This is a genomic window from Burkholderia sp. LA-2-3-30-S1-D2, assembly GCF_001523915.2.
Classification (GTDB): domain Bacteria; phylum Pseudomonadota; class Gammaproteobacteria; order Burkholderiales; family Burkholderiaceae; genus Burkholderia; species Burkholderia diffusa.
Map to the genome: position 1 here is coordinate 1,526,471 of NZ_CP013384.1, position 26,230 is coordinate 1,552,700.

21 protein-coding genes and 1 pseudogene are annotated in these 26,230 nt (G+C 68.0%); 12 read left to right on the plus strand and 10 right to left on the minus strand.

What is annotated here, in order from left to right; genetic code table 11:
* Window positions 1–27: 27 nt before the first annotated feature.
* Both WS66_RS19850 and WS66_RS19855 read right to left on the minus strand, forming a co-directional pair.
* The gene (locus WS66_RS19850; protein WP_059604150.1) at window positions 28–1,572 is read right to left on the minus strand and encodes an NAD(P)H-hydrate dehydratase; all 1,545 of its coding nucleotides are present in this window, start codon (window positions 1,570–1,572) and stop codon (window positions 28–30) included.
* A gap of 51 nt (window positions 1,573–1,623) precedes the next feature.
* A complete protein-coding gene (locus WS66_RS19855; RefSeq protein WP_059604153.1) occupies window positions 1,624–2,925 on the minus strand; it encodes an FAD-dependent oxidoreductase in 1,302 nt (433 codons plus the stop codon).
* 330 nt (window positions 2,926–3,255) lie between these two features.
* Here WS66_RS19855 and purL point away from each other — a divergent pair, with 330 nt between their 5' ends.
* Together purL and WS66_RS19865 are read left to right on the plus strand one after the other, a co-directional pair.
* On the plus strand, window positions 3,256–7,320 hold the full coding sequence (purL, locus tag WS66_RS19860; protein ID WP_059604156.1) for a phosphoribosylformylglycinamidine synthase: 4,065 nt from the start codon (window positions 3,256–3,258) through the stop codon (window positions 7,318–7,320).
* Entirely contained in the window at window positions 7,320–7,862 is a 543-nt protein-coding gene (locus tag WS66_RS19865; RefSeq protein ID WP_059604159.1) for a GNAT family N-acetyltransferase, read from the plus strand. The genes purL and WS66_RS19865 overlap by 1 nt, the downstream gene beginning before the upstream one ends.
* A gap of 165 nt (window positions 7,863–8,027) precedes the next feature.
* On the opposite strand, the gene WS66_RS19870 is transcribed toward WS66_RS19865, so the two are convergent.
* The 5 genes from WS66_RS19870 to WS66_RS19890 all read right to left on the minus strand — a co-directional run bounded on the left by WS66_RS19870 (window position 8,028) and on the right by WS66_RS19890 (window position 11,832).
* Window positions 8,028–8,810, minus strand: coding sequence for a peptidylprolyl isomerase (locus tag WS66_RS19870; protein WP_059604162.1), 783 nt, complete (start codon window positions 8,808–8,810; stop codon window positions 8,028–8,030).
* Window positions 8,811–8,828: 18 nt separating this feature from the next.
* Window positions 8,829–9,137 (minus strand): BolA family protein, encoded by a 309-nt coding sequence (locus WS66_RS19875; RefSeq protein WP_059604165.1) that lies wholly within the window; start codon window positions 9,135–9,137, stop codon window positions 8,829–8,831.
* Window position 9,138: 1 nt separating this feature from the next.
* Complete coding sequence (locus tag WS66_RS19880; RefSeq protein ID WP_059604168.1) at window positions 9,139–9,669, minus strand: septation protein A; 531 nt, start codon at window positions 9,667–9,669, stop codon at window positions 9,139–9,141.
* Window positions 9,670–9,793: 124 nt separating this feature from the next.
* The gene (gene msrB / locus WS66_RS19885) at window positions 9,794–10,225 is read right to left on the minus strand and encodes a peptide-methionine (R)-S-oxide reductase MsrB (RefSeq protein ID WP_059604170.1); all 432 of its coding nucleotides are present in this window, start codon (window positions 10,223–10,225) and stop codon (window positions 9,794–9,796) included.
* A 38-nt stretch (window positions 10,226–10,263) separates the two neighbouring features.
* Window positions 10,264–11,832: a protein adenylyltransferase SelO gene (locus WS66_RS19890; RefSeq protein ID WP_059604172.1), complete on the minus strand. Its 1,569-nt coding sequence runs from the start codon at window positions 11,830–11,832 to the stop codon at window positions 10,264–10,266.
* A 153-nt stretch (window positions 11,833–11,985) separates the two neighbouring features.
* Here WS66_RS19890 and WS66_RS19895 point away from each other — a divergent pair, with 153 nt between their 5' ends.
* From WS66_RS19895 to WS66_RS19915, 5 genes are all read left to right on the plus strand, one after another.
* Window positions 11,986–13,629: a 3-(methylthio)propionyl-CoA ligase gene (locus tag WS66_RS19895; RefSeq protein ID WP_059604175.1), complete on the plus strand. Its 1,644-nt coding sequence runs from the start codon at window positions 11,986–11,988 to the stop codon at window positions 13,627–13,629.
* A 181-nt stretch (window positions 13,630–13,810) separates the two neighbouring features.
* Window positions 13,811–15,895, plus strand: a complete 2,085-nt coding sequence (locus WS66_RS19900; protein ID WP_059604178.1) for a 3-hydroxyacyl-CoA dehydrogenase NAD-binding domain-containing protein — start codon at window positions 13,811–13,813, stop codon at window positions 15,893–15,895.
* 43 nt (window positions 15,896–15,938) lie between these two features.
* Window positions 15,939–16,571, plus strand: a complete 633-nt coding sequence (gene pncA / locus WS66_RS19905) for a bifunctional nicotinamidase/pyrazinamidase (protein WP_059604180.1) — start codon at window positions 15,939–15,941, stop codon at window positions 16,569–16,571.
* A gap of 49 nt (window positions 16,572–16,620) precedes the next feature.
* A complete protein-coding gene (locus WS66_RS19910) occupies window positions 16,621–17,799 on the plus strand; it encodes an acetyl-CoA C-acyltransferase (protein WP_059604183.1) in 1,179 nt (392 codons plus the stop codon).
* Between the two features lie 297 nt (window positions 17,800–18,096).
* Window positions 18,097–19,497 (plus strand): sensor domain-containing diguanylate cyclase, encoded by a 1,401-nt coding sequence (locus WS66_RS19915; RefSeq protein WP_059604186.1) that lies wholly within the window; start codon window positions 18,097–18,099, stop codon window positions 19,495–19,497.
* Window positions 19,498–19,642: 145 nt separating this feature from the next.
* Here WS66_RS19915 and WS66_RS19920 read toward each other — a convergent pair whose 3' ends face one another.
* Entirely contained in the window at window positions 19,643–21,784 is a 2,142-nt protein-coding gene (locus WS66_RS19920) for a hypothetical protein (RefSeq protein ID WP_059604432.1), read from the minus strand.
* A gap of 428 nt (window positions 21,785–22,212) precedes the next feature.
* On the minus strand, window positions 22,213–22,656 hold the full coding sequence (locus WS66_RS33725; protein WP_159086560.1) for a hypothetical protein: 444 nt from the start codon (window positions 22,654–22,656) through the stop codon (window positions 22,213–22,215).
* A 5-nt stretch (window positions 22,657–22,661) separates the two neighbouring features.
* On the opposite strand from WS66_RS33725, the gene WS66_RS19925 reads away from it, so the two are divergent.
* From WS66_RS19925 to WS66_RS19945, 5 genes and pseudogenes are all read left to right on the plus strand, one after another.
* Complete coding sequence (locus tag WS66_RS19925) at window positions 22,662–22,979, plus strand: Dabb family protein (RefSeq protein ID WP_059604189.1); 318 nt, start codon at window positions 22,662–22,664, stop codon at window positions 22,977–22,979.
* Window positions 22,976–23,455: a PaaI family thioesterase gene (locus WS66_RS19930; RefSeq protein WP_006753420.1), complete on the plus strand. Its 480-nt coding sequence runs from the start codon at window positions 22,976–22,978 to the stop codon at window positions 23,453–23,455. The genes WS66_RS19925 and WS66_RS19930 overlap by 4 nt, the downstream gene beginning before the upstream one ends.
* 195 nt (window positions 23,456–23,650) lie before the next feature.
* Window positions 23,651–23,866 (plus strand): annotated as a pseudogene (locus tag WS66_RS19935) (NADP-dependent oxidoreductase); the annotation flags it as partial.
* Window positions 23,867–23,927: 61 nt separating this feature from the next.
* Window positions 23,928–24,887: an alpha/beta hydrolase gene (locus WS66_RS19940; RefSeq protein WP_059604196.1), complete on the plus strand. Its 960-nt coding sequence runs from the start codon at window positions 23,928–23,930 to the stop codon at window positions 24,885–24,887.
* Between the two features lie 34 nt (window positions 24,888–24,921).
* Entirely contained in the window at window positions 24,922–25,362 is a 441-nt protein-coding gene (locus WS66_RS19945) for a GNAT family N-acetyltransferase (protein ID WP_059604434.1), read from the plus strand.
* A gap of 17 nt (window positions 25,363–25,379) precedes the next feature.
* On the opposite strand, the gene WS66_RS19950 is transcribed toward WS66_RS19945, so the two are convergent.
* Window positions 25,380–26,225, minus strand: coding sequence for an NRDE family protein (locus WS66_RS19950; RefSeq protein ID WP_059604199.1), 846 nt, complete (start codon window positions 26,223–26,225; stop codon window positions 25,380–25,382).
* Window positions 26,226–26,230: the final 5 nt, after the last annotated feature.

The following is a 26,230-nucleotide window of genomic DNA, read 5'->3' on the forward strand; positions in this document are numbered from 1 at the left end:
TGCGGCGGGGCACCCAGTATAGCGGCGTTATATGTCGGCGCGCGCCGACGGGTAAAAAAGGCGATTGATCAGCGTGCGCACCATCGGCGCGAGTTCGCCCGCGGTGAGGCCGGCCGGACCCGTGCCGTTCGCGGTCAGCGTGTCGGCCGCGAGGCCATGCAGGTATACGCCCGCAAGCGCGGCTTCGTACGGCGCGACGCGCTGCGCGAGCAACGCGCCGATCAGGCCGCCGAGCACGTCGCCGGTGCCGCCGGTGGCGAGCGCTGCATTGCCGGTCGGATTGATCGTCAGGCGGCCGTCGGGCGCCGCAATCACCGTGCCCGAACCCTTCAGCACGACGATGCTCGCGTAGCGCGCGGCCAGCGCCTGGGCTGCGGCCAACCGGTCGTGCTGCACCGTCGTGGTGTCGCTGCCGAGCAGCCGCGCTGCCTCGAGCGGATGCGGTGTCAGCACGCACGCGTTGCCCCGGGTGCCGCGGGCAACAACGGCGGCCGCGAGGTCGGCGTGCGTCGCGATGAGGTTCAGCGCGTCGGCGTCGAGCAGCGTCGCGGCGTCGTGCGCGAGTACGTCGCGCACGAGGGTGGACGCGGCCTCGCGCGCGCCGAGGCCGCAGCCTGCAGCGATCGCGGACATCGCATCGAGGTCGAGGTTGTCCGCGGGATGCAGCATCAGTTCGGGAAACGGCGGGTCGTACGGCGGTGCGCCGGTGCCGAGAAAGCCCACATGCACCTTGCCGGCGCCCGCGAACAGCGCGGCACGCGCGGCGAGGATCGGCGCGCCGCACATGCCGGTGTCGCCGCCGAGCACCGCCAGGCTGCCGAACGTGCCCTTGTGCGAAGCGAACGCGCGGGCGGGCAGCGCGGCGGCGAACCGTGCCGGTGCGTTCAGCACGACGGCTGGCGCGGCGGGCGGTGCGACGTCGAGCGACGCGACGTCGATCTCGCCGGCGAGGTCGCGGCCGTCGCCGGTATAAAGGCCGGGCTTCGCGCCGATGAAGGTGAGCGTGTGCGTCGCGGTGACGGCGGCGCCGGCGCCGACGATCCGGCCCGTGTCGCTGTCGAGCCCGCTCGGTACGTCGAGCGCGAGCACGCGGCCGCCGCTTCGGGCATGTGCGGCGATACGCGTGGCCTGGGCAGCGAACGGTCCGTCGAGTGCGCGAGCGAGGCCGATGCCGAACAACCCGTCGACGACCCACGCGTAGTCGTCGAGCGAGGCGGGCGGCTCGGCCGACAGCGGCACGCCGGCCGCACGCGCGAGACCGAGCGCCCATTGCGCATCGTCCGGCTTGACCGGCACGGGCATCCAGGCCTGCGTCGCGACGCCGAGCTGCTGCAATTGCGCGGCGGCCACCAGCGCGTCGCCGCCGTTGTTGCCGGGGCCGACCGCGAACCAGACCGGGCGGTCGTCGCCGGCCACCCGTTCGGACAGCCAGCGCGCGGCGGCGGCGCCCGCGCGGCCCATCAGCGTGTGCGGCGGCAGTTCGGCGGTCGCGGCGGCCTCGGCCGCGCGCAGGTCGGCGACGCGCAGCAGCGCGAGCGGGGCGGGGTCGGGAAGCGGGCGGGGATTCGTCATCGCGGGGTCATGGCGGCAGGAGGAGGCCGCCCCGGGACGGGCCCGTGGCGGTCAGGTCGCGAAGCGCGTGGCGCTCAGCGCGGCGAGCGTGTCGGCGGGCCACTGCTGCGTGTCGCCGCTCAGACAGTCGGTCACCACTTTAGCAGACCCGCACGCGAGGCCCCAACCGGCCGGGCCGTGCCCGAAATTGACGAATACGCGCGGATGCGGGGTCGGACCGACGACTGGCAGGCCGTCCGGCGACAGCAGTTGCGTGCCCTGCCACGACAGGGCGGCGGAAATCTTCGCGGCGCCCGGCACCCAGTCGTGGACGGCCTGGCCGAGCAGCGCGAGCGCGGCCTCGGACAGCGGCTCGGGGAGCGGCTTCGCGGTGTCGGCGAGGCTCTGCAGCACGGCGCCGCCGCCGATGCGCAGCCGCTGGTGGGTGCGCGTGATGGAGATCCGCTTGATCGAATCGACGACGCTCAGGTGCGGCGCATGTTCTTCGTACGCGACGGGGGCGGTCAGCGTATGCGCGCGCACCGGATGCAGCGGCAGCCGCCAGCCGAGCCGCTCGAGCAGCGGCAGGCTGCCGGCACCCGCGGCGACCACGATCGCGTCGGCCGACATCACGTCGACCTCGTGCGCCTTCGTCGCGTGCCGGCCGCCGGCCGGCGCGAGCTCGACCGCGGCCCGGCCGGAGTCGACGCGGATCGCGGCGACGTCCGCGCCGAAGCGGAACTGCACGCCGTGCTCGTCGAGCGTCTGCTTGACCAGTTTTGCGAACAGCGGGCAGTTTCCGGTGCGTTCGGTCTCGAGCAGCACGCCGCCGGCAAAGCCGGGCTCGGCCGGCACCGAAGGCTCGAGCGCCGCGCATTCGTCGGCCGTGAGCACCCGGTACGGCTGGTCGAGCGCACGCAACAGGTCGAGTGCCGGTTGCAGCGCTTCCCAGTCGCGCGGGTCGCGCACGACGTGCAGGATCCCGGGTTTCTGCTCGAATTCGAGCTGGAAGCGCGCCTCGATGTCGGCGAGCGATTCGCGCGACGCGTCGATCAGCGGGCGCAGCCGCGCGTACTGCGCGGCGAATGCGTCGGGCTCGCGCAGCGCGGCGAGCTGCTTGACGAAGCGGCGCACGCCGCCGTTGAAGCCCGGCTTGTAGACGATGCCGGTGTCGCGCGGCTGGCGCTGGCGCATGAAGGTCGGGCCGAACCAGACGTCGAGCGGGCTCGGCAGCAGCGTGCCGCCGTCGCCGTAGGTCGCGCCCTGCGCGACGGTCGCGTGGCGTTCGACCATGCATACGCGATGGCCGGCCGCGCGCAGCTGGTAGGCGGTGGCGACGCCGCTGATTCCGCCGCCGATGACAATGACATCCATGAATTGCTTCGATGACGGGCGGCGTGCATGCCGCCCGGTGAGGATTTGCTGACGGGCTCCCGGCCCGGTGAACCAGGAATGATAGCGCCAAAATCGCGCGAACCGGGCGCGCGCGACCTCGTCCGATTCCGCCGCCGGGTGGTTGCCGGCCACCGCGGCCGCGCATGCCGGCTTGGCGGGCCGCTGCGTGCGGCGGATGCCGGCGCACCGTCGCGGTGCGTGACGGGTGCCGATCAGCCGGTCTGGGATGGCCGACTTCCGGGTATAATTACGGCCTTCCTTTCGCCCCACGTCGCCACCTCGCGCGACTCATCGACGTCAGTCCAGCCCATGGCTCACTTCTCGTGTTTTCCCGGCGCTTCGGCCCTCTCCGATTTCCGTCAAACCCGTCTGCTCGACACGCTCAGGCAAATCGACGCCAACATCGTCGCGGTGCGCGGCCAGTTCCTGCACTTCGTCAATGCGGCCGAGCCGCTGTCGGCCGACGACAGCGCACGCATCGACGCGCTGATGCACTACGGCGCACCGTTCGAGCCGGCGGCCGAGAAGGGCACGGCCGAGACCTTCGTCGTGCTGCCGCGCTTCGGCACGGTTTCGCCGTGGGCGAGCAAGGCGACCGACATCGCGCAGCACTGCGGCCTCACGCAAGTGCGCCGCATCGAGCGCGGCGTCGAATTCACGGTCACGCTGAAGTCGGGCCTGCTCGGCGGCAAGAAGGCGCTGTCCGACGACGCGCGCGCAGCCGTCGCGGCCGCGCTGCATGACCGGATGACCGAAAGCGTGGTCGCCACGCGCGACGACGCGAAGCACCTGTTCGACGAACTGCCGGCCAAGCCGCTCGAGATCGTCGACGTGCTGGGCGTCGGCCGTGGCGCGCTCGAGCGCGCGAACGTCGAGCTGGGCCTCGCGCTCGCCGACGACGAGATCGACTACCTGGTCGACGCCTTCCGCAAGCTCGAACGAAACCCGACCGACGTCGAACTGATGATGTTCGCGCAGGCGAACAGTGAGCATTGCCGCCACAAGATCTTCAACGCGCAGTGGACGATCGACGGTGAAGCGCAGGACATGTCGCTGTTCGCGATGATCCGCAACACCGAGAAGCTGAGCCCGCAAGGCACGATCGTCGCGTATTCGGACAACTCGTCGATCATGGTCGGCGCCGAAGCCGAGCGCTGGTTCCCGCGCAACGCGGGCGCGGCCGGCGAGCCGGGCGAACGCTACGGTCGTCACACCGAGCTCACCCACACGCTGATGAAGGTCGAGACGCACAATCACCCGACGGCGATCTCGCCGTTCCCGGGCGCGGCGACCGGCGCGGGCGGCGAGATCCGCGACGAAGGCGCGACGGGCCGCGGTGCGCGTCCGAAGGCCGGCCTCACGGGCTTCACCGTGTCGAACCTCGATCTGCCGGACGCACGCCAGTCGTGGGAAAACGCACGCGACGCTGCCCAGCCGGTCGGCGAGCGCAATCCGAACGATGCGCACGGCCCATACGGCCGCCCGGACCGCATCGCGTCGCCGCTGCAGATCATGATCGACGGCCCGCTCGGCGGCGCCGCGTTCAACAACGAATTCGGCCGTCCGAACCTCGGCGGCTACTTCCGCGTGTACGAGCAGAACGTCGGTGGCCAGGTGCGCGGCTATCACAAGCCGATCATGATCGCGGGCGGCCTCGGCAACATCGCGGATCAACACACGCACAAGCACGACGTGCCGGCAGGTTCCCTGCTGATCCAGATCGGCGGCCCGGGCATGCGGATCGGCATGGGCGGCGGCGCGGCGAGCTCGATGGCGACCGGCGCGAACACGGCCGAACTCGACTTCGACTCGGTGCAGCGCGGCAACCCGGAAATCGAGCGGCGCGCGCAGGAAGTGATCAACGGCTGCTGGCAGCTCGGCGCGGAAAACCCGATCCTGAGCATCCACGACGTCGGCGCGGGCGGCCTGTCGAACGCGTTCCCAGAAATCGTCGACGGCGCGGGCAAGGGCGCGCGCTTCGAACTGCGCAAGGTCGCGCTCGAGGAATCGGGCCTGTCGCCGCGTGAAATCTGGTCGAACGAAGCGCAGGAGCGTTACGTGCTCGCCATCGCGCCGGCCGACCTGCCGCGCTTCGAGGCGATCTGCGCACGCGAGCGCTGCCCGTTCGCGGTGGTCGGCGTCGCGACCGACGAACGCCAGCTGAAGCTCGTCGACGACGAAGCGACGGGCGTCGAGGAATTCCCGGTCGACATGCCGATGGAAGTGCTGCTCGGCAAGCCGCCGCGCATGCATCGCGACGTCACGCGTGTGGCGACGGAGCGCGCGCCGGTCGACGTGACGGGCATCGCGCTGTCGGAAGTCGCCGTCGACGTGCTGAAGCACCCGACGGTCGGCAGCAAGTCGTTCCTGATCACGATCGGCGACCGTTCGGTCGGCGGCACGTCGGTGCGCGACCAGATGGTCGGCCCGTGGCAGGTGCCGGTGGCCGACTGCGCGGTGACCGCGCTCGACTACGCGGGCTTCAAGGGCGAGGCGATGACGATGGCCGAGCGCACGCCGCTCGCGGTGATCGACGCGCCGGCATCGGGCCGCATGGCCGTCGGCGAGGCGATCACGAACATCGCGAGCGCGCCGATCGCGTCGCTCGACAAGCTGAAGCTGTCGGCGAACTGGATGGCCGCGTGCGGCACGGCCGGCGAGGATGCCGCGCTGTTCGACACGGTCAAGGCGATCGGCATGGAGCTGTGCCCGGCGCTCGGGATCGGCATCCCGGTCGGCAAGGATTCGCTGTCGATGAAAACCAAGTGGGACGAGCAGGGCGTCGCGAAGGAAGTGGTGTCGCCGGTGTCGCTGATCATCTCCGCGTTCGCGCCGGTCGAGGATGTGCGCCGTCATCTGACGCCGCAATTGCGCCGCGTCGCCGACGCGGGCGACAGCGTGCTGATCGCGATCGATCTTGGCCGCGGCAAGAACCGGATGGGTGGCAGCATCTTCGCGCAGGTCACGCAGCAGGTCGGCGACACGACGCCGGACGTCGACGATCCGGAAGACCTCAAGCGCTTCTTCAACGCGATCCAGTCGCTCAATGCGCAAGACAAGCTGCTCGCGTATCACGACCGCTCGGACGGCGGCCTGTGGGCGACGGTGTGCGAAATGGCGTTCGCGGGTCACGCGGGCGTGTCGCTGAACGTCGATATGCTGACGCTCGACCCGAATCACGAATCCGACTACGGCGACGCGAAGGACTGGGCGAAGCAGACGAGCGGTCGTCGCGAGGATCGCACGCTGCGCGCGCTGTTCTCGGAAGAACTCGGCGCCGTCGTGCAGGTGCGCGCGGCCGATCGCGACGCGGTGCTCGGCGCGCTGCGCGAGTTCGGCCTGTCGGCCTGCTCGCACGTGATCGGCACGGTCAACGAGCGCGACGTGATCGAGGTGTACCGCGACGCGAAGAAGGTGTTCGACGCGCCGCGCGCTGAACTGCATCGCGCGTGGGGCGAAGTGAGCTGGCGCATCGCGCGCCTGCGCGACAATCCCGCCTGCGCGGACGCGGAATACGACGCGCTGCTCGACGCGGCCGACCCGGGCATCTCGCCGGTGCTGAGCTTCGATCCGGCCGACGACATCGCCGCACCGTTCATCGCGACGGGCGCGCGCCCGCGTGTCGCGATCCTGCGCGAGCAGGGCGTGAATTCGCATCTGGAAACGGCATATGCGTTCGACCGCGCGGGCTTCGACGCGCACGACGTGCACATGAGCGACCTGCTGGCCGGCCGCGCGACGCTCGCAGATTTCGCGGGCGCGGTGGCATGCGGCGGCTTCTCGTACGGCGACGTGCTGGGTGCGGGCGAGGGCTGGGCGAAGACGATCCGCTTCAACGCGCAGCTCGCCGACATGTTCTCGGCCTTCTTCGCGCGTCCCGACACGTTCGCGCTCGGCATCTGCAACGGTTGCCAGATGCTGTCGAGCCTTGCGTCGATGATTCCGGGCGCGGAGGCATGGCCGAAGTTCACGCGCAACAAGTCCGAGCAGTTCGAGGCGCGCTTCTCGTTCGTCGAAGTGGAGAAGTCGCCGTCGATCTTCTTCGCGGGGATGGAAGGCTCGCGGATTCCGGTGGCGGTCGCGCACGGCGAAGGCTATGCGGACTTCTCGCAGCAGGGCGACATCGATCGCGTCGCGGTCGCGATGCGCTACGTCGACCACCGTGGCGAGGCGACCGAACGTTATCCGTTCAACCCGAACGGCTCGCCTGCCGGCATCACGTCGGTCACGACGGCCGACGGCCGCTTCTCGGTGCTGATGCCGCACATGGAGCGCGTGCACCGCACGGTCACGATGAGCTGGCATCCGGAAGGCTGGGGTGAAGCGAGCCCCTGGATGCGCGTGTTCCGTAACGCACGCCGCTGGATCGGCTGATGTTCGATCCGCACGCACCGGTCGAGATCGTCACGCTGCGCGACGAACGCGCGAGCGATGTCGATGCGATCGGTCGCGTGATCGTGGCCGCGTTCGCGGACGAGCCTCAGCAGGGTCGATTCGAACGGCAGATCGTCGATGCGCTGCGCGCGGAGGGTGTGCTCAGCGTGTCGCTCGTTGCGGAGCGCGACGAGCGCGTGATCGGTCACGTCGCGTTTTCGCCGGTGTCGATCGGCGGCGAGCCGGCCGGCAACCAGCAGTGGTACGGACTCGCGCCGCTCGCGGTGCTGCCTGAATGCCAGCGGCGGAGCATCGGCGCGGGGCTCGTGCGCACGGGGCTTGACGCGTTGCGCCGGCTCGGTGCGCGCGGCTGCGTCGTGCTCGGCGATCCCGTGTATTACGCGCGTTTCGACTTTGTGCGGTCCGGCGATCTGGTGTTCCCGGATGCGCCGCCCGAGTATTTTCTCGCGCTGTCGTTCGACGAAGCCGCGCCGCGGCCGTCGGGCGAGGTCCGCTACCACGATGTGTTCTATCCGGCATAGCGGTTCGCCGCGCTGCCCGTCCGCGATTCCGCAGTCCTGAAAAGCCGCCTCGAAGCGGCTTTTTCCTTGTGCGGCCGCCGCGTGGGCCGGCCCACCACAAGCATGCGTGAAAAAGAAAAAGGCCGCTCCGGGGAGCGGCCTTTGCGTGGGCGAGCGTCGCCGACGTTACTGGATCTTCGCCTGCTGGCGCAGGCCTTCCTCGAACGCCTGCAGCTTCTGCTGCACGAGCTGCTGCGCGATCTGCGCCTTCACCTGGTCGAACGGCGGCGGGGCGATGTCGCGTATGTCGTCGACACGGATGATGTGCCAGCCGAACTGCGTCTTCACCGGCGCGTCGGTCATCTGGCCTTTCTGGAGCTTCTGCGCGGCGGCCGCGAATTCCGGCACGTACGCCTTCGGATCGGACCAGTCGAGGTCGCCGCCGTTCTTGCCCGAGCCCGGGTCCTTCGAGTACTGCTTGGCCAGATCCTCGAACTTCGCGCCGGCCTTGATCTTCGCGATCAGGTCCTTCGCCTGTTGCTCGCTGTCGACGAGGATGTGGTGCAGGTGATACTCGCGGTTGCCGCCGGCGCCCTTCACGAGATCGTCATAGCGCGCCTTCACTTCCGCGTCCGTCGGCTGGTTCTTCTTCAGGAAGCTCTCGATCATCGAGCGCAGCACCACCGTCTGCTGCGCGACGGCGACCTGTGCCTTCACGTCCGGACGGTTCGGGATGCCTTCGCGGATCGCTTCCTGCATCAGGATTTCGCGGTTCACGAGTTCCTGGCGCACGGCCTGCTGCAGCTGCGGGCTGTCGGTCTGGCCTTGCTGGACGAGTTGCGCGACCATCGCGTCGGCGCGCGACTTCGGAATCGGCGAGCCGTTGACGACGGCGATGTTCTGGGCGAATGCCGGTGCCGCTGCAAATGCAGCCGCCGCGACCCACAGGCGGGGGGATTTCAGGATCATCGGGAATTCCTGTTGAGACTAGATTGAAGATTCGTTGAATTCTTCGGGCGTATAAGCCACGATCGCGAGCGCATGAATGCCGCGCTGCATCGCATCAGCGAGCGCATCATACACCAGCCGGTGCCGCGCGACGCGCGGCTTGCCCGCGAAGGCGGCCGACACGATCGTCACCGTGTAGTGGCCGCCGGCGGCCGCGCCGGCGTGGCCCGCATGCTGCGCGCTGTCGTCGCGCACCGCGAGCGACAGCGGCGCGAGCGATGCGGTCAGGCGCGCTTCGATCAGCGCGATGCGTTCGTCGGGCGATGCTTGGAGAAAGGCGTCGTTCATGTCACTCGTCCTTCATGTACTTCGTGAGCCACAGGCTCTGCAGGATGATGAACACGACCATCGCGCCCGTCGTGCCGAACAGCTTGAAGTTCACCCACTGCGATTCGGTGTAGTTGTGCACCACGTACAGGTTCGCGACGCCGAGCACCGCGAAGAACAGCGCCCACGCGACGTTCAGCTTGTCCCACACGGGGTGCGGCAGCGTGAGCTGCTTGCCCATCATCTTCTCGATCAGGTTGTTGCCGAACGCATAGCGTGCGGCGAGCAGCCCGATCGCAAACAGCCAGTACAGCACAGTCGGTTTCCATTGGATGAATTTCTCGTCATGCAGGACGAGGGTGGCGCCACCGAAGACGACGATCACGCCGAGACTGACCCACAGCATCGTGTCGACCTTCCGGTGCCGGAAGGCTACCCACGCGACCTGGGCCAGTGTCGCGACGATCGCGACGGCGGTGGCGGTGAAGATGCCCCAGACCTTGAAGGCGGCGAAAAACAGGATGATCGGAAACAGATCGAACAGGAATTTCATGGCGCTCGCAGCTGCGTGAAAGGCCGCATCGCGCGGCCTTTCACCGTTGTGGGGACCCGCCAGGCGTCACCGTCCGGGATCGGGGCAGCCGGGAAGGCTGTCCGACCGATTCGTCCGGTGCCGCTCATTCGTTTTCGGGTCGGGACTCGAAGTTTAACGCAGCCGAATTGATGCAGTACCGCAAACCGGTCTTGTCGCGCGGGCCGTCCTCGAACACGTGGCCGAGATGCGCGCCGCAATGGTTGCAGCGGACCTCGACGCGCACCATGCCGTGCGAGCGGTCGATCTTCTCGTCGATCACCTTGCCGTTGAGCGGCTTGAAGTAGCTGGGCCAGCCGCAGCCCGAATGGAATTTGGCGCCGGATTCGAACAGCGGCGTGCTGCAGACGACGCATTTGTAGATGCCGGCGTCCTCGGTATCGGTGTATTCGCCGGTGAAGGCCCGCTCGGTCGCCGCATGCTGCGTGACCTCGTACTGCATCGGCGTGAGCCGGCGGCGCAATTCGGCGTCGTCCTTCTGGTACGGGAAGGTCTTGTCGTCGGAATCGTGTGACATGTGGGTGTTCTCCTGATCGATCGGTCGGGTCGTGCGGGTCACGACGAGCAGCTCACTTCGAGCGACCCGGCCCAGTCTGGCGGCAATGCCGCATACGCTTCGTGTTCCGGTTGTTCGTCGAATGGCCGGCGCAGCACCTGCGCGAGCCGCTCGACTTCGGAAAAATCCTTTTCCTTCGCACGCCGGATCGCGACTTCGGCCAAATGGTTGCGCAGCACGTATTTCGGATTCACGCGATTCATCGCGGCCGCGCGGGCCGCGTCGTCGCGCGTTTCCTCGGACAGCCGGGCGCGATAGAGGTTCGCCCACGCGTCGAATGCGTCGCGATCGATGAACAGGTCGCGCACCGGCGCGTCGCGGCTCGCGTCGTGCTTCGACAGCTGCGCGAGCCGGCGGAACGTCAGCGTGAAGTCCGCATGGCTCGAGTGCATCGTTTCGAGCAGCTTGTTCGCGAGCTCGGCGTCGTTCTCGCGCTCGAGTTCGAGGCCGAGCTTCGCGCGCATCGCGCGTTCGAGCGCGGGGCCGAAGCGTTCGGGAAATTTCGCGAGCACGGCCTGCGCGTCGTCGACCGCGCGCTCGGCGCGCGCATCGTCGTCGGCGATCCCGTGCTGCAGCCCGATCAGCGGCAGCAGCGCCTGCGCGAGGCAGTAGCAGTTCCAGTGCGCGATGCGCGGCTGCATCCGGTACGCGTAGCGGCCGCTCGTGTCGGAGTGGTTGCAGATGTGGTTCGCGTCGAACGCGTCGACGAAGCCGAATGGACCGTAGTCGATCGTCATGCCGAGGATCGACATGTTGTCGGTGTTCATCACGCCGTGGCAGAAGCCGACCGCTTGCCACTGCGCGACGAGGTCGGCCGTGCGCAGCGTCGCGGCTTCGAGCAGCGCGAGGTACGGATCGTCGGCGTCGCGGCATGCCGGATAGAAGCGATCGATCACGTGATCGGCGAGCTGGCGCAGCAGGTCCGGACGATCGTTCGAGAAGAAATGCTCGAAGTGGCCGAAGCGCACGAAGCTCTCCGATACGCGTGTGACGACCGCTGACGTCTCGATCTCCTCGCGCACCACCGGCTGGTCGGAGCCGATCACCGTGAGCGCGCGGGTGGTCGGGATGCCGAGGTGATGCATGGCTTCCGAACACAGGAATTCGCGGATCGACGAGCGCAGCACCGCGCGGCCGTCGCCCATCCGCGAATACGGCGTGCGGCCGCCGCCCTTGATCTGCAGTTCGTAGCGCTGGCCGTTCGTGCCGGGGAGTTCGCCGATCGTCAGCGCGCGGCCGTCGCCGAGCTGGCCGGCCCACACGCCGAACTGGTGGCCGGAATACACCGACGCATACGGCATCGCGCTCGCGGGCCAGTCGCGCGTCGGGTTGCCGGCGAAGAGCTCGGCGAACCCGGGCTGCTGGCCAATCGACACCGGCAGGCCGAGCAGGTGCGCGACTTCGCCGGAAAAGCCGACGACGTACGGCGCGGGCAGCGGTGCGGCCGGCAGCCGCGTATGAAACGCATCGCCGAGCGTGACGAACGCGCCGGCGGCCGGCGCACCGAGCGTTGCGGCGAGGTCGGGAAGAGTGTCAGCCGTATCGGCTGCGCTTCGGGAAAACGACATGTTGAGCGCCTCTGGGTAAGCCGATATTGTAAGGCGGCGCCGCGCCGCCCGCATGGCGGCCCGCGCGCCTTGCGCCAGGCCTGTCCGGGCCGCAAGCCGGCGCACCGCTTCGAGGCTGGTCACCGATTCGCGTCCTTCCGGGAGAACAAGACGATGGGTAAGCCGTTGCTGGGCCAGATGATGGACATGCCGTTGCTGGTGTCGTCGCTGATCGCGCACGCCGCGCGTTACGCGGGCGACACGGAGATCGTGTCGAGGCGCGTGGAAGGCGACCTGCATCGCTACACGTACCGCGACTGCGAGCAGCGCGCGAAGCGGCTCGCGCAGGCGCTCGCGCGGCTCGGCGTCGAATCGGGCGACCGCGTCGGCACGCTGGCCTGGAACGGCTACCGGCATCTGGAGGCGTACTACGGGATCGGCGGGATGGGCGCCGTGTGCCACACGATCAACCCGCGCCTCTTTCCCGAGCAGATCGCCTACATCGTCAATCACGCGGAAGACCGCTACGTCTGCTTCGACATCAATTTCGCGCCGCTGGTCGACGCGATCGCGCCTCAGTGTCCGCACGTGAAAGGCTGGATCGCGATGACCGACGCCGCGCACCTGCCGTCGGGCGCGACGCCGTTCCTGTGCTACGAAACGCTCGTCGACGCCGAGGACGGCCGCTACGACTGGCCGCGTCTCGACGAGTTGCAGGCGTCCGGGCTGTGCTACACGTCGGGCACGACCGGCAACCCGAAGGGCGTGCTGTACTCGCATCGCTCGACGGTGCTGCACGCGTACGGCGCAGCGCTGCCCGACGCGATGAACCTGTCGGCGCTCGACGCCGTGCTGCCCGTCGTGCCGATGTTTCATGTGAACGCGTGGGGCCTGCCGTATGCGGTGCCGCTCACGGGCGGCAAGCTCGTGCTGCCCGGCAAGGATCTCGACGGCAGGTCGCTGTACGAACTGATGGAGGCCGAACGCGTGACGTTTTCCGCGGGCGTGCCGACCGTGTGGCTCGGGCTGCTGAACTACATGCGCGAGGCCGGCGTGCGTTTCTCGACGCTGAACCGCACGGTGATCGGCGGCTCCGCGTGCCCGCCCGCGATGCTGCGCACGTTCGAGGACGAATACGGCGTGCGCGTGATCCACGCGTGGGGGATGACCGAGCTGTCGCCGCTCGGCACGCTCGCGACGCTGAACTGGGCGCAGTCGCAGCGGCCGCTCGACGCGCAGCGCCGGTTGCTGGAGAAGCAGGGGCGCGTGATCTGCGGTGTCGACATGCGGATCGTCGGCGACGACGGCCACGAATTGCCGTGGGACGGCGTCGCGTTCGGCGAACTGCAGGTGCGCGGGCCGTGGGTGATCGATCGCTACTTCAGGAGCGATACGTCGCCGCTGTCGGGCGGCTGGTTCCCGACCGGCGATGTCGCGACGATCGACCCCGACGGCTTCCTGCAGATCACCGACCGCAGCAAGGACGTGATCAAGTCCGGCGGCGAGTGGATCAGCTCGATCGACATCGAGAACGTCGCGATCGCGCACCCGGGCGTGGCCGAAGCCGCGTGCATCGCGTGCGCGCACCCGAAATGGACCGAGCGTCCACTGCTGGTCGTGGTACCGCGCGAAGGGGCGAACCTGACGCGTGACGCGCTGCTCGCGTTTTACGAGGGCAAGGTCGCGAAGTGGTGGGTGCCCGACGACGTCGTGTTCGTCGAATCGCTGCCGCACACCGCGACCGGCAAGCTGCAGAAGCTGAAGCTGCGCGAGACGTTCCGCGACTACGTGCTGCCGACGGCGGTCGGCGAGCCGTAAGCCGCGGCCGGCGACGGCCCGCCGCGCGGTCTCCCGATCCGGCGCCGGATCGGGAAAAATTCAAATTGAACGACCGTGCTTTTTCGTTGTATGCTGCCTCCGTTCGATCCGGACATGCGGCCGTTCGACCGCGCACAATGAAGCGCAGCCACCCCGGCGCGCGATGCATGGAGGCAGGCAGATGGCAGTGGATTACTCGACTCGCGACGGCGTGGCCGTCATCACGCTCAACAATCCGCCCGTCAACGGGCTCGGCCTGTCGACACGCCAGGGCGTCATGGACGCGCTCGATCGCGCCGCGCAGGATCCGTCGGTCACGGCGATCGTGCTGACCGGCGCGGGCCGCGCGTTCTCGGGCGGCGCCGACATCACCGAATTCAATACCCCGAAGGCCCTGCAGGAGCCGACGCTGCACACCGTGATCCGCGCGGTGGAGGCAAGCGCGAAACCGGTCGTCGCCGCGCTGCACAGCGTCGTGATGGGCGGCGGCCTGGAGCTCGCGCTCGGCGCGCACTATCGCGTCGCGGCGCCCGGTGCGCAGGTCGCGCTGCCCGAAGTGAAGCTCGGCCTGCTGCCGGGCGCGGGCGGCACGCAACGGCTGCCGCGTGCGGTGGGCCTCGAAACCGCGCTGAACATGATCGTGTCGGGCGCGCCGGTGCCGTCGGAGCAGCTTTCGAAGAGCGGGCTGTTCGACGAGATGGCCGACGGCGACCTGCTCGACGCGGCCGTCGCGTTCGCGCGCAAGGTCGGCGCGCGGCAGGGGCCGCATCCGCGCGTGCGCGATCGCAAGATCGTCCACGAGAACGCGGCGGGCTTCCTACAGTTCGCGCGTAATTCCGCGCGGGCCGCCGCGCCGAATTTCCCCGCGCCGCACAAGTGCATCGACGCGATCGAGGCCGGCGTGCTGAACGGCTTCGACAAGGGCAGCATCGCCGAGCGCGAGGGTTTCGTCGCGCTGATGATGACGCCGGAAAGCCGCGCGCTGCGTCATGCGTTCTTCGGCGAGCGCGCGGCGAGCAAGATTCCCGACGTGCCGGCCGATACGCCGCTGCGCGAGATCCGCCGCGTCGGCGTGATCGGCGCGGGCACGATGGGCGGCGGGATCGCGATGAACTTCGTCAACGCGGGCCTGCCCGTCACGCTGCTCGAGACGAAACAGGAAGCGCTCGAGCGCGGCGTCGCGACGATCCGCAAGAACTACGACGCGCAGGTGAAGAAGGGCAAGCTCACGCAGGAGAAGCTCGACGCACGCATGGAGCTGATCACGCCGACGCTGTCCTACGACGACCTGAAGGATGCGGACCTGATCGTCGAGGCCGTGTTCGAGGAACTCGGCGTGAAGGAGCAGGTGTTCAGGAAGCTCGACGAAGTCGCGAAACCGGGTGCGATCCTCGCGTCGAACACGTCGACGCTCGACGTCGACAAGATCGCCGCGTTCACGAAGCGGCCGCAGGACGTGGTCGGCATGCACTTCTTCAGCCCGGCGAACGTGATGAAGCTGCTCGAAGTCGTGCGCGGCGCGCAGACCGCGAAGGACGTGCTCGCCACCGTGATGGCGGTCGCGAAGAAGATCCGCAAGACGGCGGTCGTGTCGGGCGTGTGCGACGGCTTCATCGGCAACCGGATGATCGAGCAGTACATCCGCCAGGCACTCTTCATGCTCGAGGAAGGCGCGCTGCCCGCACAGGTCGATCGCGCGATCGAGAAGTTCGGTTTCGCGATGGGCCCGTTCCGGATGAGCGATCTCGCCGGCAACGACATCGGCTGGGCGATCCGCAAGCGCCGCTATGTCGAGCAGCCCGATCTGCATTACTCGAAGATCGCCGACCGCCTGTGCGAGGAGGGCCGCTTCGGCCAGAAGACTGGCGGCGGCTGGTACGACTACGTGCCGGGCGAGCGCAAGGCGAAGCCTTCGGCGCTCGTCGACGAGATGGTCGTCGCGTATTCGAAGGAGCGCGGCGTGGAGCGGCGCAAGATCGGCGACGACGAGATCGTCGAGCGGCTCGTGTTCGCGCTCGTCAACGAAGGCGCGAAGATTCTCGAGGAGAAGATCGCGTCGAAGGCGTCCGACATCGACATGGTCTACCTGACCGGCTATGGCTTCCCGCTGTGGCGTGGCGGCCCGATGCTGTATGCGGACATGGTCGGCCTCTACAACGTCGAGCGCGCGATCCGCCGCTATGCGGCCGCCCCGAACGGCGACGCGTGGCAGCTCGCGCCGTCGATCGTCGAACTGGCAAAGGCCGGACGCGGGTTCAACGGCTGACGCCGTGCGCGACGGCGCGACCCGTCTTGCAAGGAGAAACGCAATGAAACGCACTGACGACGTGTTGCTCGTGATCGACGTGCAGTACGACTTCATGCCGGGTGGCGCACTCGCGGTGCCGGACGGCGACGCGGTCGTGCCGGTGATCAACGCGCTCGCGCGACGCTTCGACCAGGTCGTGCTGACGCAGGACTGGCACCCGCGCGAACACGTGTCGTTCGCGGCGAATCACCCGGGGCGCGAGCCGTTCTCGACGCTCGCGCTGCCGTACGGCGAGCAGGTGCTGTGGCCCGTGCATTGCGTGCAGGACACGGAAGGCGCGGCGCTGCATCGCGACCTCGACATCCCGCATGCGAGGCTCGTGATCCGCAAGGGCGGCGACGCGCAGGTCGACAGCTACTCCGCATTCGTCGAAGCCGACCGCACGACGCGCACGGGGCTCGCCGGCTATCTGCGCGAGCTCGGCGCGAAACGCGTGTGGTGTTGCGGACTCGCGACCGACTATTGCGTCGCGTGGTCCGCGCTCGATGCGCGCGCGGCCGGCTTCGAGGCCGCCGTGATCAACGATGCGTGCCGTGCGATCGACCTGAACGGGTCGCTCGCGCACGCATGGCAAAAGATGCAGGCGGCGGGCGTCGCACACGTGACGTCCGCGGGCGCGCGCCCGACGGCGTAGCGCATTCCCATCCGATTCAGGACATGAAGCAGGACCGAAGGAGACTCGCATGACCGAAGCCGTAATCGTATCGACCGCACGCACGCCGCTCGCGAAATCGTGGCGTGGCGCATTCAACATGACGCACGGCGCGACGCTCGGCGGCCACGTGGTCGCGGCCGCGCTCGAACGCGCGAAGCTCGACCCCGCGCGCATCGAGGACGTGATCATGGGCTGCGCGAACCCCGAGGGCGCGACCGGCGCGAACATCGCGCGGCAGATCGCGCTGCGCGCCGGGCTGCCGGTGAGCGTGCCGGGGATGACGGTGAACCGTTTCTGCTCGTCAGGGCTGCAGACCATCGCGCTCGCCGCGCAACGGATCATCGCTGGCGAAGGCGACGTGTATGTCGCGGGCGGCGTCGAATCGATCTCCTGCGTGCAGAACGAGATGAACCGGCACATGATCCAGGACGGCTGGCTCGTCGAGCACAAGCCCGAGATCTACTGGAACATGCTTCAGACGGCGGAAAACGTCGCGAAGCGCTACGGGATCGCGAAGGAGCGGCAGGACGAGTACGGCGTGCGGTCGCAACTGCGTGCCGCGGCCGCGCAGGAAGCCGGGCGCTTCAACGACGAGATCGTGCCGATCACCGTACGCGCGGGCATCGCCGACAAGGCGACGGGCCGGCTGTTCACGCAGGACGTTACCGTGTCGGCCGACGAAGGCATCCGGCCCGACACGACGCTCGAAGGCGTGTCGAAGATCCGTTCGGCCGTGCCGGGCGGTGTGATCACCGCGGGCAACGCGAGCCAGTTCTCGGACGGCGCATCGGCGTGCGTGGTGATGAACGCGGATGTCGCACAGCGCGAAGGGCTGCAGCCGCTCGGCGTGTTTCGCGGTTTCGCGGTCGCCGGTTGCGAGCCGGACGAAATGGGCATCGGCCCGGTGTTCGCGGTGCCGAAGCTGCTGAAGCAGGCGGGGCTGAAGGTCGACGACATCGGCCTGTGGGAACTGAACGAAGCGTTCGCGGTGCAGGTGCTGTACTGCCGCGATACGCTCGGGATTCCTGACGACCGCCTGAACGTGAACGGCGGCGCGATCGCGGTCGGCCATCCGTACGGCGTGTCGGGGGCGCGCCTGACGGGCCATGCGCTGATCGAAGGCAAGCGGCGCGGCGTGAAATACGTCGTCGTCACGATGTGCATCGGCGGCGGGCAGGGCGCCGCCGGCCTGTTCGAAATCGTCTGATTTTTTGCTTGTCGGCCGACGGCCGCCGCCTGCGTTGACGCAAGCCGCGGCCGTCGCATGCGATTCGAAAGGATCGGGAAGCAAACGGTGCCGGTTCGATGCTGCCGTTTCCCCTTACTTGTCAAACGAATTGCCGCACCTATACTTGCTCTGACATTTGCCTTTCGGCGGGATGGGGCAACGCGTGCATCGCACCGACGCACGTGATGCGTTTCCGGTAGCCGGCGCAGTCGATGCATCGCGGGTGTCCGGCACCGTGAACGTTCGAACCACGCAGCAGACCGAACGGGGACCGAATTGAGCACGACCTATGCAGCCGGGGAACCGCCGCGCGTCGTCAGCGCGGCCGCGAGGCTCTATGCGAAATGCCTGCTGGTCGGCTTCGCATTGCTGCCAGCCTATCTGATCGCCTATCTGTGGTTCTTCAGCGACCCGCACGTCGTGTTCGAGAGCCATGCCTTCCATGAAATCGCAATCGCGGCGGCGACCCTCGAGGGTGCATTCGTCACCTATGTGACGTGGGTGTGCTACCGGTCGTCCGGAGAGCCGCTCCTGCGCTGGCTGACACTCGGCTTTCTGGGCTTCGCGATGATCTACGCGTTGCACGGCCTGTTCACCGGGATGGCGCATCACAACATCTGGTTGTTCCTGCTGTACGGGCCCGCATCGCGCCTCGTGATGTCGATCCTGCTGCTGACGGGCCTGCTGTCGTATTCGCAGCCGCCCGATCGGGTCGAGAAGCGGGCGCGCGCGCGAACGTGGCTGCCGTGGATCGTGTTGTTCCTGGTCATCAACGTGGCGGTTGCATACATCGCGTATTCGCCGGTCGCGGGCGCGCTGGGCACGCGACTGTCGATGGAAGGCGGCGCGCTGGTGTTTTCGCTGCTCAACGTCGGCATGCTGCTCGCGCGGCGCATCCGTTCGCCGCTGATGGTGATCTACGGCATGTCGATCATGGCGTTCGCGCTGTCGTCGCTCGCGTTCATCCTCGGCAAGCCCTGGAACCACATGTGGTGGCTCGCGCATGCGATCTTCGCGGGCGGGTTCTTCCTGCTCAGCTACGGCGTCGTGCAGGCGCTGCAGACGACGCGCTCGTTCTCGGCGATCTACAGCCAGGAAGACCTGATGAGCCGGCTGTCGGAATCGATGGCGCGCACCGAGAGTGCGCTGCAGGAGTTGCGGCGCACGAACCAGAAGCTCGAATACATGGCCGCGACCGATCCGATGACGGGCGCGTCGAACCGCCGCCAGTTCATCGCGCAGGTCGAGCGCGAGATCGTGCGCGCGGAGCGCGACGGCACGCCGTTTTGCCTGCTCGCGCTCGATCTCGACAACTTCAAGAACATCAACGACGCGTACGGGCACCAGATCGGCGACGAGGTGCTGCGCGGCGTCGTGCGCCAGTCTCTCGAGGCGATTCGTCCGGCCGGTGCGCTCGCGCGGGTCGGCGGCGAGGAGTTCATGGCGCTGTTGCCCGAGATGCCGCTCGAAGGCGCGCGCATGACGGCCGAGCGCGTGCGTTCGTCGATCGCGAGTTCACCGTTCGGGCTGGATTTCAAGCGCGTGCAGGTGACGGTCAGCGTCGGCGTCGCGCAGTACGGCGTCGACGGGAGCACGGTCGATGCGTTGCTGCGGGCGGTCGATGAACGGCTGTACCAGGCGAAGCGCGACGGGCGCAATCGCGTGGTCGCGCACTGACGAGCGGCGGCCGCGCATTCGGCGACGTGGCGCGCGCGGCCGCAACGCAATGGCGCGACGCGAGGCAGGTCCGTTTCGCATGCACCCTGAATGAAGCCCCACACGCGCACGAGCATGTGGGGCTTTCGTTTCAATGACGCATCGGCTATCGCGACGCGATGGCCGCCGCACGCTCCGGCTGCGCGTCCTGCATCCGCTGCGACGCCTGCCACCAGTACTTGCCCGCGCGCAGTTGCGGATCGCGGATCGCGAGATACGTCGTGCTCCACAGCTGCGCCGCGTTGGCCTCGGTCGCATCCGCGCTGCGCGTGCCGAATGCATCGGTCTGGTACCGACCGTTCACATACGACCAGGTCCACATTTCCGACGTGCGCATGTCGCGTCCGTTCGAGATCACCTGCCAGATCGTCTGCCGAGCCTGCGTCAGCAGCGTGCGCGTCGTATCCGACAGATCCTGGCGCGCGAGCTGGCGGTCGAGCCCGGCGACCCACATCGCCTGCTGCCACGACCAGATCACCGTGCCGTGATACGCCGAACTCGTGAATTTGGGCCACAGCGCCTGATTCGCATACGCGGGGTTCGCGATCAGCATCCCGACATCGGTGACGAGCCCGGTCGGGAACGGCCGCGTGACGTCGGTGACGATCCGCTGGAGCTGGTCGTCCGCCGGCGTGCCGAACAGCAGCGCGAAGCCGCCGTCGGAATTCATCACCGGGATCGGCGTGCCTTGCTGGTCGAGCGACAGCGCGTAGAAAGTCAGCGGCGCGCCCGGCGCGGTACCGGCCGGCACACCGGCGGACGACGCATAGGCCGATACTTCGGTCGCCGCCTGCGCGGCCGGCACGCTCACCTGGAATAGCGGCGGCGCCTGCTGCTCCCAGGTAGCCGCTTCGGTCGCCGTGTTCGCGAGCGTCGCACGTTGCCCGGCGTCCAGGTAAGGATCGAGCAGGCCGCGCGCGAGGAACGCATTCGCCGCGCGCAGCGCGGCCGGCACGAGCACCGCGTTCACGTCGTAGGGATAGACGCCGCCGCCGAGCCCGTCGGTGCTGTCGCGCCAGTTGCCGACGATCTCGCCAGGCCGCAGGCGGATCAGGTTCGCGACCGACGGCTGCTGTGCGAACGGCTGCGCGGTCGCCGCGACGTGCAGCAGGTTGACGACGAGCCGGCTGCCGTTCGTCTGACCGTCGCTGCCGCGTTGCGCGAGATAGGCGGCCGCGCGCGCCTGGCCGCGCGTGTCGTCGATCAGCCAGGCCGCCGCGATCGGCGCGAGCAGGTAGTCGCTGTCGATCATCTTGTAATCGTAGGTCGGCGTTGCATCGTTCGGCCGGCCGTGCTTCGCGTTGTCGACCAGCGCGAATTCGCCGATGCCTTCCTCGTGCGCGACCTTGCCGTCGTTCGACAGGCGACTCAGCACCGACGTCAGCCCGGCCTCGATCGCCGCAGGCTCGAGCACCGGCATCAGCATGCGCACCGAGATCAGCGTGTCGCGGCCGAAGTAGGTGTCGTATTGCCACGAGCCGGCCAGCAGCTTGTCGTGGAAGCTCAGGAATTCGAGCACGTTCTGGCTGACCGGGTCGGGATTCGCGGACGGCGCGAGCAGGTCTGCACGCAGGATCGGCGACAACGGCGTCTCGCCCGACAGCGCATCGACGTGCAGTTTCAGCGTACGAGCGCCGGCCGCCGCGCGCAGCACGAGCTTGCCGCCCGCGGCCGTCGCGATGCTGCCGCCGTCGCGCAGCGTGATGCGCAGCATCTGGCCGGGCGCGCCGTCGATCCGGTCGCGCTGCCATTGCGCGACGCTCCTCTGGATCGTCGGGGCGGTGACGATCTCCGGCGGTATCGTCGCGCCGCCGTTGAAGTCGCGCAGGAATCGCATGTTGCCGAGCAGCCCCTGGCGGATCGTCAGCGTGTCGGTGTCGACCGATACGTCGGCGCCGATGCCGTACAGCGGGCGACCGTGCGTGTCGGGTGCCGACAGCGCAGATGGCGGCGTGTCGAGGCTCCAGCTCACCGGCTGGGCAGTGTCGTCGAACCACAGCCCGGTGCCGCTGTTGCCGGCCGGAAACACCACGAGCAGACGCGGTTTCGTCGACGAGCGCACCAGCAGGTGCGCGGCGACTTTGTCCTGCCGGTAGAACGCATTGATCTGCCCGCCGGTGTCCATGCGGAACGACAGTGCGGCGCTGTTCGACGACGTACCGCTGGACTGGACGTCGTCGTCGTTGCAGGCCGCGAGCAGGCCGGCGCAGACGAATCCGAGACACAGCGATTTCGTGAAGCGGTGCATGTTCATGACGACCCTCCTGATGCATGTGATTTTTATCGGAATGCTTGAATGCGCGGGCGGCTTGATCCGCTTTGTGCTGCGTCTCGGGTATTCTGAAAATGCCCGGGATTAATCGTGGCGTGATGCTCGGGGGGCGAATTGAACGGCTTTAATCGAATGGACGATCAATGCCGAAAAGTGAAGGCAAAAAGACGCGCCGCCCGTTCTGATGCGGGTGTAGTCACTGGAGCACGCCTTCGCGCAGGCGAAGGGCAACGTTCGTGCTGTGCTGAAAAATCAGACGAAAGATGTTGTATGGGATTCTAAATTTCGACGAAAGTCAAAGTCAATGATGTTTGGTGGCTTTTTTTCGGATATTTAATTGCCGGTTAAATCGTAATTGTTACTCGGTTAATCAGTAAAAAGTGCGGTTATGAAAATATGAATGACTAATCCTGATAACTATCGATCAAATGGTTGGCAATGGCGCTGGAATCCGGCGATCCGGCGATCCGGTGATTGATGCCGGATTGGAATTGAGCGATCGGGAGCGGTCGGGCAATACGCGTTCCCGCCATTCGGCTGGAGACGGATGCCATTGCCGCCGCAGGACAACTGATGCGGGCTGCCCGCTGCATGATTACCCCATCGCGATCGTCAAGTTTGGTAGGCTTGGTGCCTGCTGCCGTTTCCCGGATCTCGTCGTCGAATATCGATGCGGTGAAAAATCGCGTATCGTCGTCGGAACGACTGGACGACGGTCGATCTTCGACTCGTTTCGTTCCGAGCCGCCCGCGCCCGAGGGTAAACAGCGCAGACCGACAACAGACGGCGTGCGTCGCCCGCCGCCCTTGCGGCGCGCCGGCAGCGCGCACGCCAACGAACAGGAGCAACGGAAGTGATCAGACATATCGTGATGTGGAAGCTGAAAGAATCGGCGGAAGGCGGCACGCGTGCGCAGAACGCGCTGAAGCTGAAGGAAAAGCTCGAAGGCTGCCGCGACCTCGTGCCGGGCATCCTGCAACTCGACGTCGGCATCGCGACGCCGGGCCTCGAAGCCACATCGGACGTCGTGCTCGTGTCCGATTTCACGGACAAGGCCGCGCTCGATGCGTACCAGGTGCATCCGGTCCACCAGGAAGTGAAGAAATTCGTCGTTGCGGTGGCGGAATCGCGCCAGTGTGTCGACTACCTGTCCGAAAGCGCAGCGCGATGAGCGACGCGGCATCCCCGACGGATGGCCCGTCGATCGAAAGCCCGTTCGTCGATCTGCTCGGCGTGCGGCTCGTGTCTGCGAAGGATGGCGCGAGCGAGATCGTGCTGCCGCTCGACGAGCGGCACATGAACACGTGGAGCATCGCGCACGGCGGCGTGACGATGACGCTATCGGACATCGCGCTCGCGATGGCCGCCCGGAGCCTGACCGACGACGGCGTCGGCGTCGTCACGGTCGAGATGAAGGTGAATTTCATGCAGCCCGGGCGCGGCGAGTTGCGCGCATATGGACGCGTGATGCATCGTTCGACGACGATGGCGTACTGCGAAGGTGAAGTGCGCGACAGCGACGGCAACTTCGTCGCGAAGGCGCTCGGCACGTTCAAGTATATGCGGCGGCTCGCGGTGGGTCGCGACATCAAGCGGCAACGCACGCGTACGGCGCCGGACGCCCAGCCCGGCCCGAGCGACGCGTAAGCGCCGGGACGCGCGGCCCTGCCTGGTCACAGGCGGGGCCGTTTTGTTTTGCGGCACGGATTCGCAACGGGACGGCGTGACGCTGCGAACGAATCCAGGGAGACAGCCATCAACACGATCAGCCGCTAGATCCTGCTCGTGTCGCGCCCGCAAGGCGCCGCGAGCGCCGACAACTTCCGGCTCGTCGAAACGCCGCCCGTGCCGCTCGCGAATCCGGGCCTGATCCTGCGCTCGCCGCTGACGATGCAGGGCTTCATCGTATTCGAACACCCCGACGCATGGCCGCCCGCGCTGGCCGAGCTCGGCGAACTCGTCGCGACGATCGCATACGGACTCGAGCGGGCGCCGGACGCGTTCCCCGGGCTCCTAAGGGGCCGCAATTTCGGTAAGCAGCTCATGCAACTCGTCTGATCCGCGCGTGGCATCATGTGACGCTTCTCCGTTCACGGCGCCGCATGCGCCGTCCTCACCGATGCCGCTGAATCCGAAGGTCGCCCAGATACTCGACATGGTCGAGCGCGCAAAGCGCCCGTCCTATCACCACCAGACGCCACAGCAGGCGCGCGCCGCGTACGAGAAGAGTGCGCCGATCCTCGATGTCGCGCCCGCGCCGATGCATTCGGTCGAGGCCTGCGTCGTGCCGACGCGCGATGGCCGCACGATCGGCGCGCGGCTCTTTCTGCCGGTCGAGCCGAGCCTCGCCGAACCGCTGCCGGCGCTCGTCTATTACCACGGTGGCGGCTTCACGGTCGGCAGCGTCGATACGCACGACGCGCTGTGTCGCATGTTCGCGCGTGACGCGCAGTGCGCGGTGCTGTCGGTCGACTACCGGCTCGCGCCCGAACACCGGTTCCCGACCGCCGTGAACGACGCCGACGACGCATTGCGCTGGCTGCATCGCGAGGCTGCCGCATTCGGCATCGATGCGACGCGGCTCGCGGTTGGCGGCGACAGCGCGGGCGGTACGCTCGCGACCGTCTGCGCGGTGCTCGCGCGCGACGCGGGCATCGATCTTGCGCTGCAGTTGCTGATCTATCCGGGCGTGACGGGCTACCAGGACACTGAATCGCACGGACGGCTCGCGAACGGCTACCTGCTGACGCAGGACACGATCCAGTGGTTCTTCACGCAATACGTGCGGGATCGATCCGACCGCGACGACTGGCGCTTCGCGCCGCTCGACGGCACGCGCGGCGCGCCGTCGTTCGCCGGTGTGGCCCCGGCCTGGATCGCGACGGCCGAATACGATCCGCTGAGCGACGAGGGCGCCGCGTACGCGGACAAGCTGCGCGCGGCTGGCAATAGGGTTACGCTGGTCTGCTATCCGGGGATGATCCACGAGTTCTTCAAGATGGGCGGCTACGTGCCGGAGGTGCGGGCCGCGCATGCCGACGCGGTGGCGGCGCTCAAGGCCGCATTCGATGATGTTTGATGGCGGCGGCGCCCGGCGCCGCGCGGAGGAAGCGATGACCGACGGCTGGGTGGAAACGGGCGACTGGGCCGTGCTGGGCGGCGATGCCGCACGTATTCGCGATGCGGTGTTCGTGCGCGAGCAGCGGATTCCGCCGGAATGGGAACTCGACGACGAGGATCCGCTGTCGCTGCACGCGGTGGCCTACCGTGTCGATGCGGCGACCGGCGCGCGCCGCGCGGTCGCGACGGGACGGCTGCTGCGCACCGCCACGATCGGCCGCGTCGCGGTGTTGGCCGACGCACGCGGGCAGGGCGCGGGATCGGCCGTGCTGCATGCGCTGCTGGACGCGGCGCGGCATCGCGGCGAGCCGATCGTGCGGCTCTACGCGCAGGATGCCGCGGTGTCGTTCTACGTGCGGCACGGCTTCGCGGCAATCGGCGAACCGTTCGTCGAAATCGGCGTGCCGCACGTCGAGATGGCGCGCACGCCCTAGTGCCGCGCGCGGCAGGCTCAGCGCGGTTGCGTCGCGTCGATGTCGAATGTGAACGCGCGCTCGAAACTGCCCGGCCGAACGGTGCGGTGCGAGCCGTCGTCGTCGCAGCGTTCCTTGATGTCGACCGTCAGCCGCACGCCTTCCTTCATCGTCACGCGCAGCGCGGTCGTGCCGCGCGTGCCGTATTCGGGCGTCTCGATGAACGCGGCCGACAGCGCCCGCTCGCGCTCGATCGGAATGCCGGTGTGCGGCAGCGCGTCGTCGTCCGCGACGTGCGGATCGCGCATCAGCTCGATCAACTCGTCGAGCGACGGGGTCGGATTGTCGGTCAGCAGCGTGCCGAGTTCCGCGCGCTTGCGCACGACTTTCGGCCAGGGCGTATCGAGCCGGGCGTTCGACAGCGCGTGCACGCCGGCGCCGATCGCGACCGGCGACGCAACGCCGGTTTCGCCTTCGGCCGCACGATTGCAGAACCACGCGAGTTCGCGCCGCTTCCAGTCGCCGACCAGCAGGTTGAAGCCGTTGTACACGGCCGCGTGCTCGGCCAGCTCGCCGAGGTAATCGAGCGGCGCGACGGACGGGCCGCGGAGGAAATCGGACACGAGCTTGCCGCGGGTCGGCGCGCCCGCGCGAATGTCGAACGGCGCGCGGTAATTCGTCAGCGCCGCGAACCGGCCGTCGCGCGACACGCCGAGCCACGTGCCACCCGCTTCCAGATCGCGGCCGGCGAGCAAGCCCGGCACGTCCTCCCACCACGAAAGCGGCGCACTGGTACGGCGAAAGAATTCGTCGCGGTTGGCGGTCAGGGTAAAGACGGGACCGGCGGCGGCATCAGGCTGCCAGTCGAAGGCAATCAGACACATCGGGC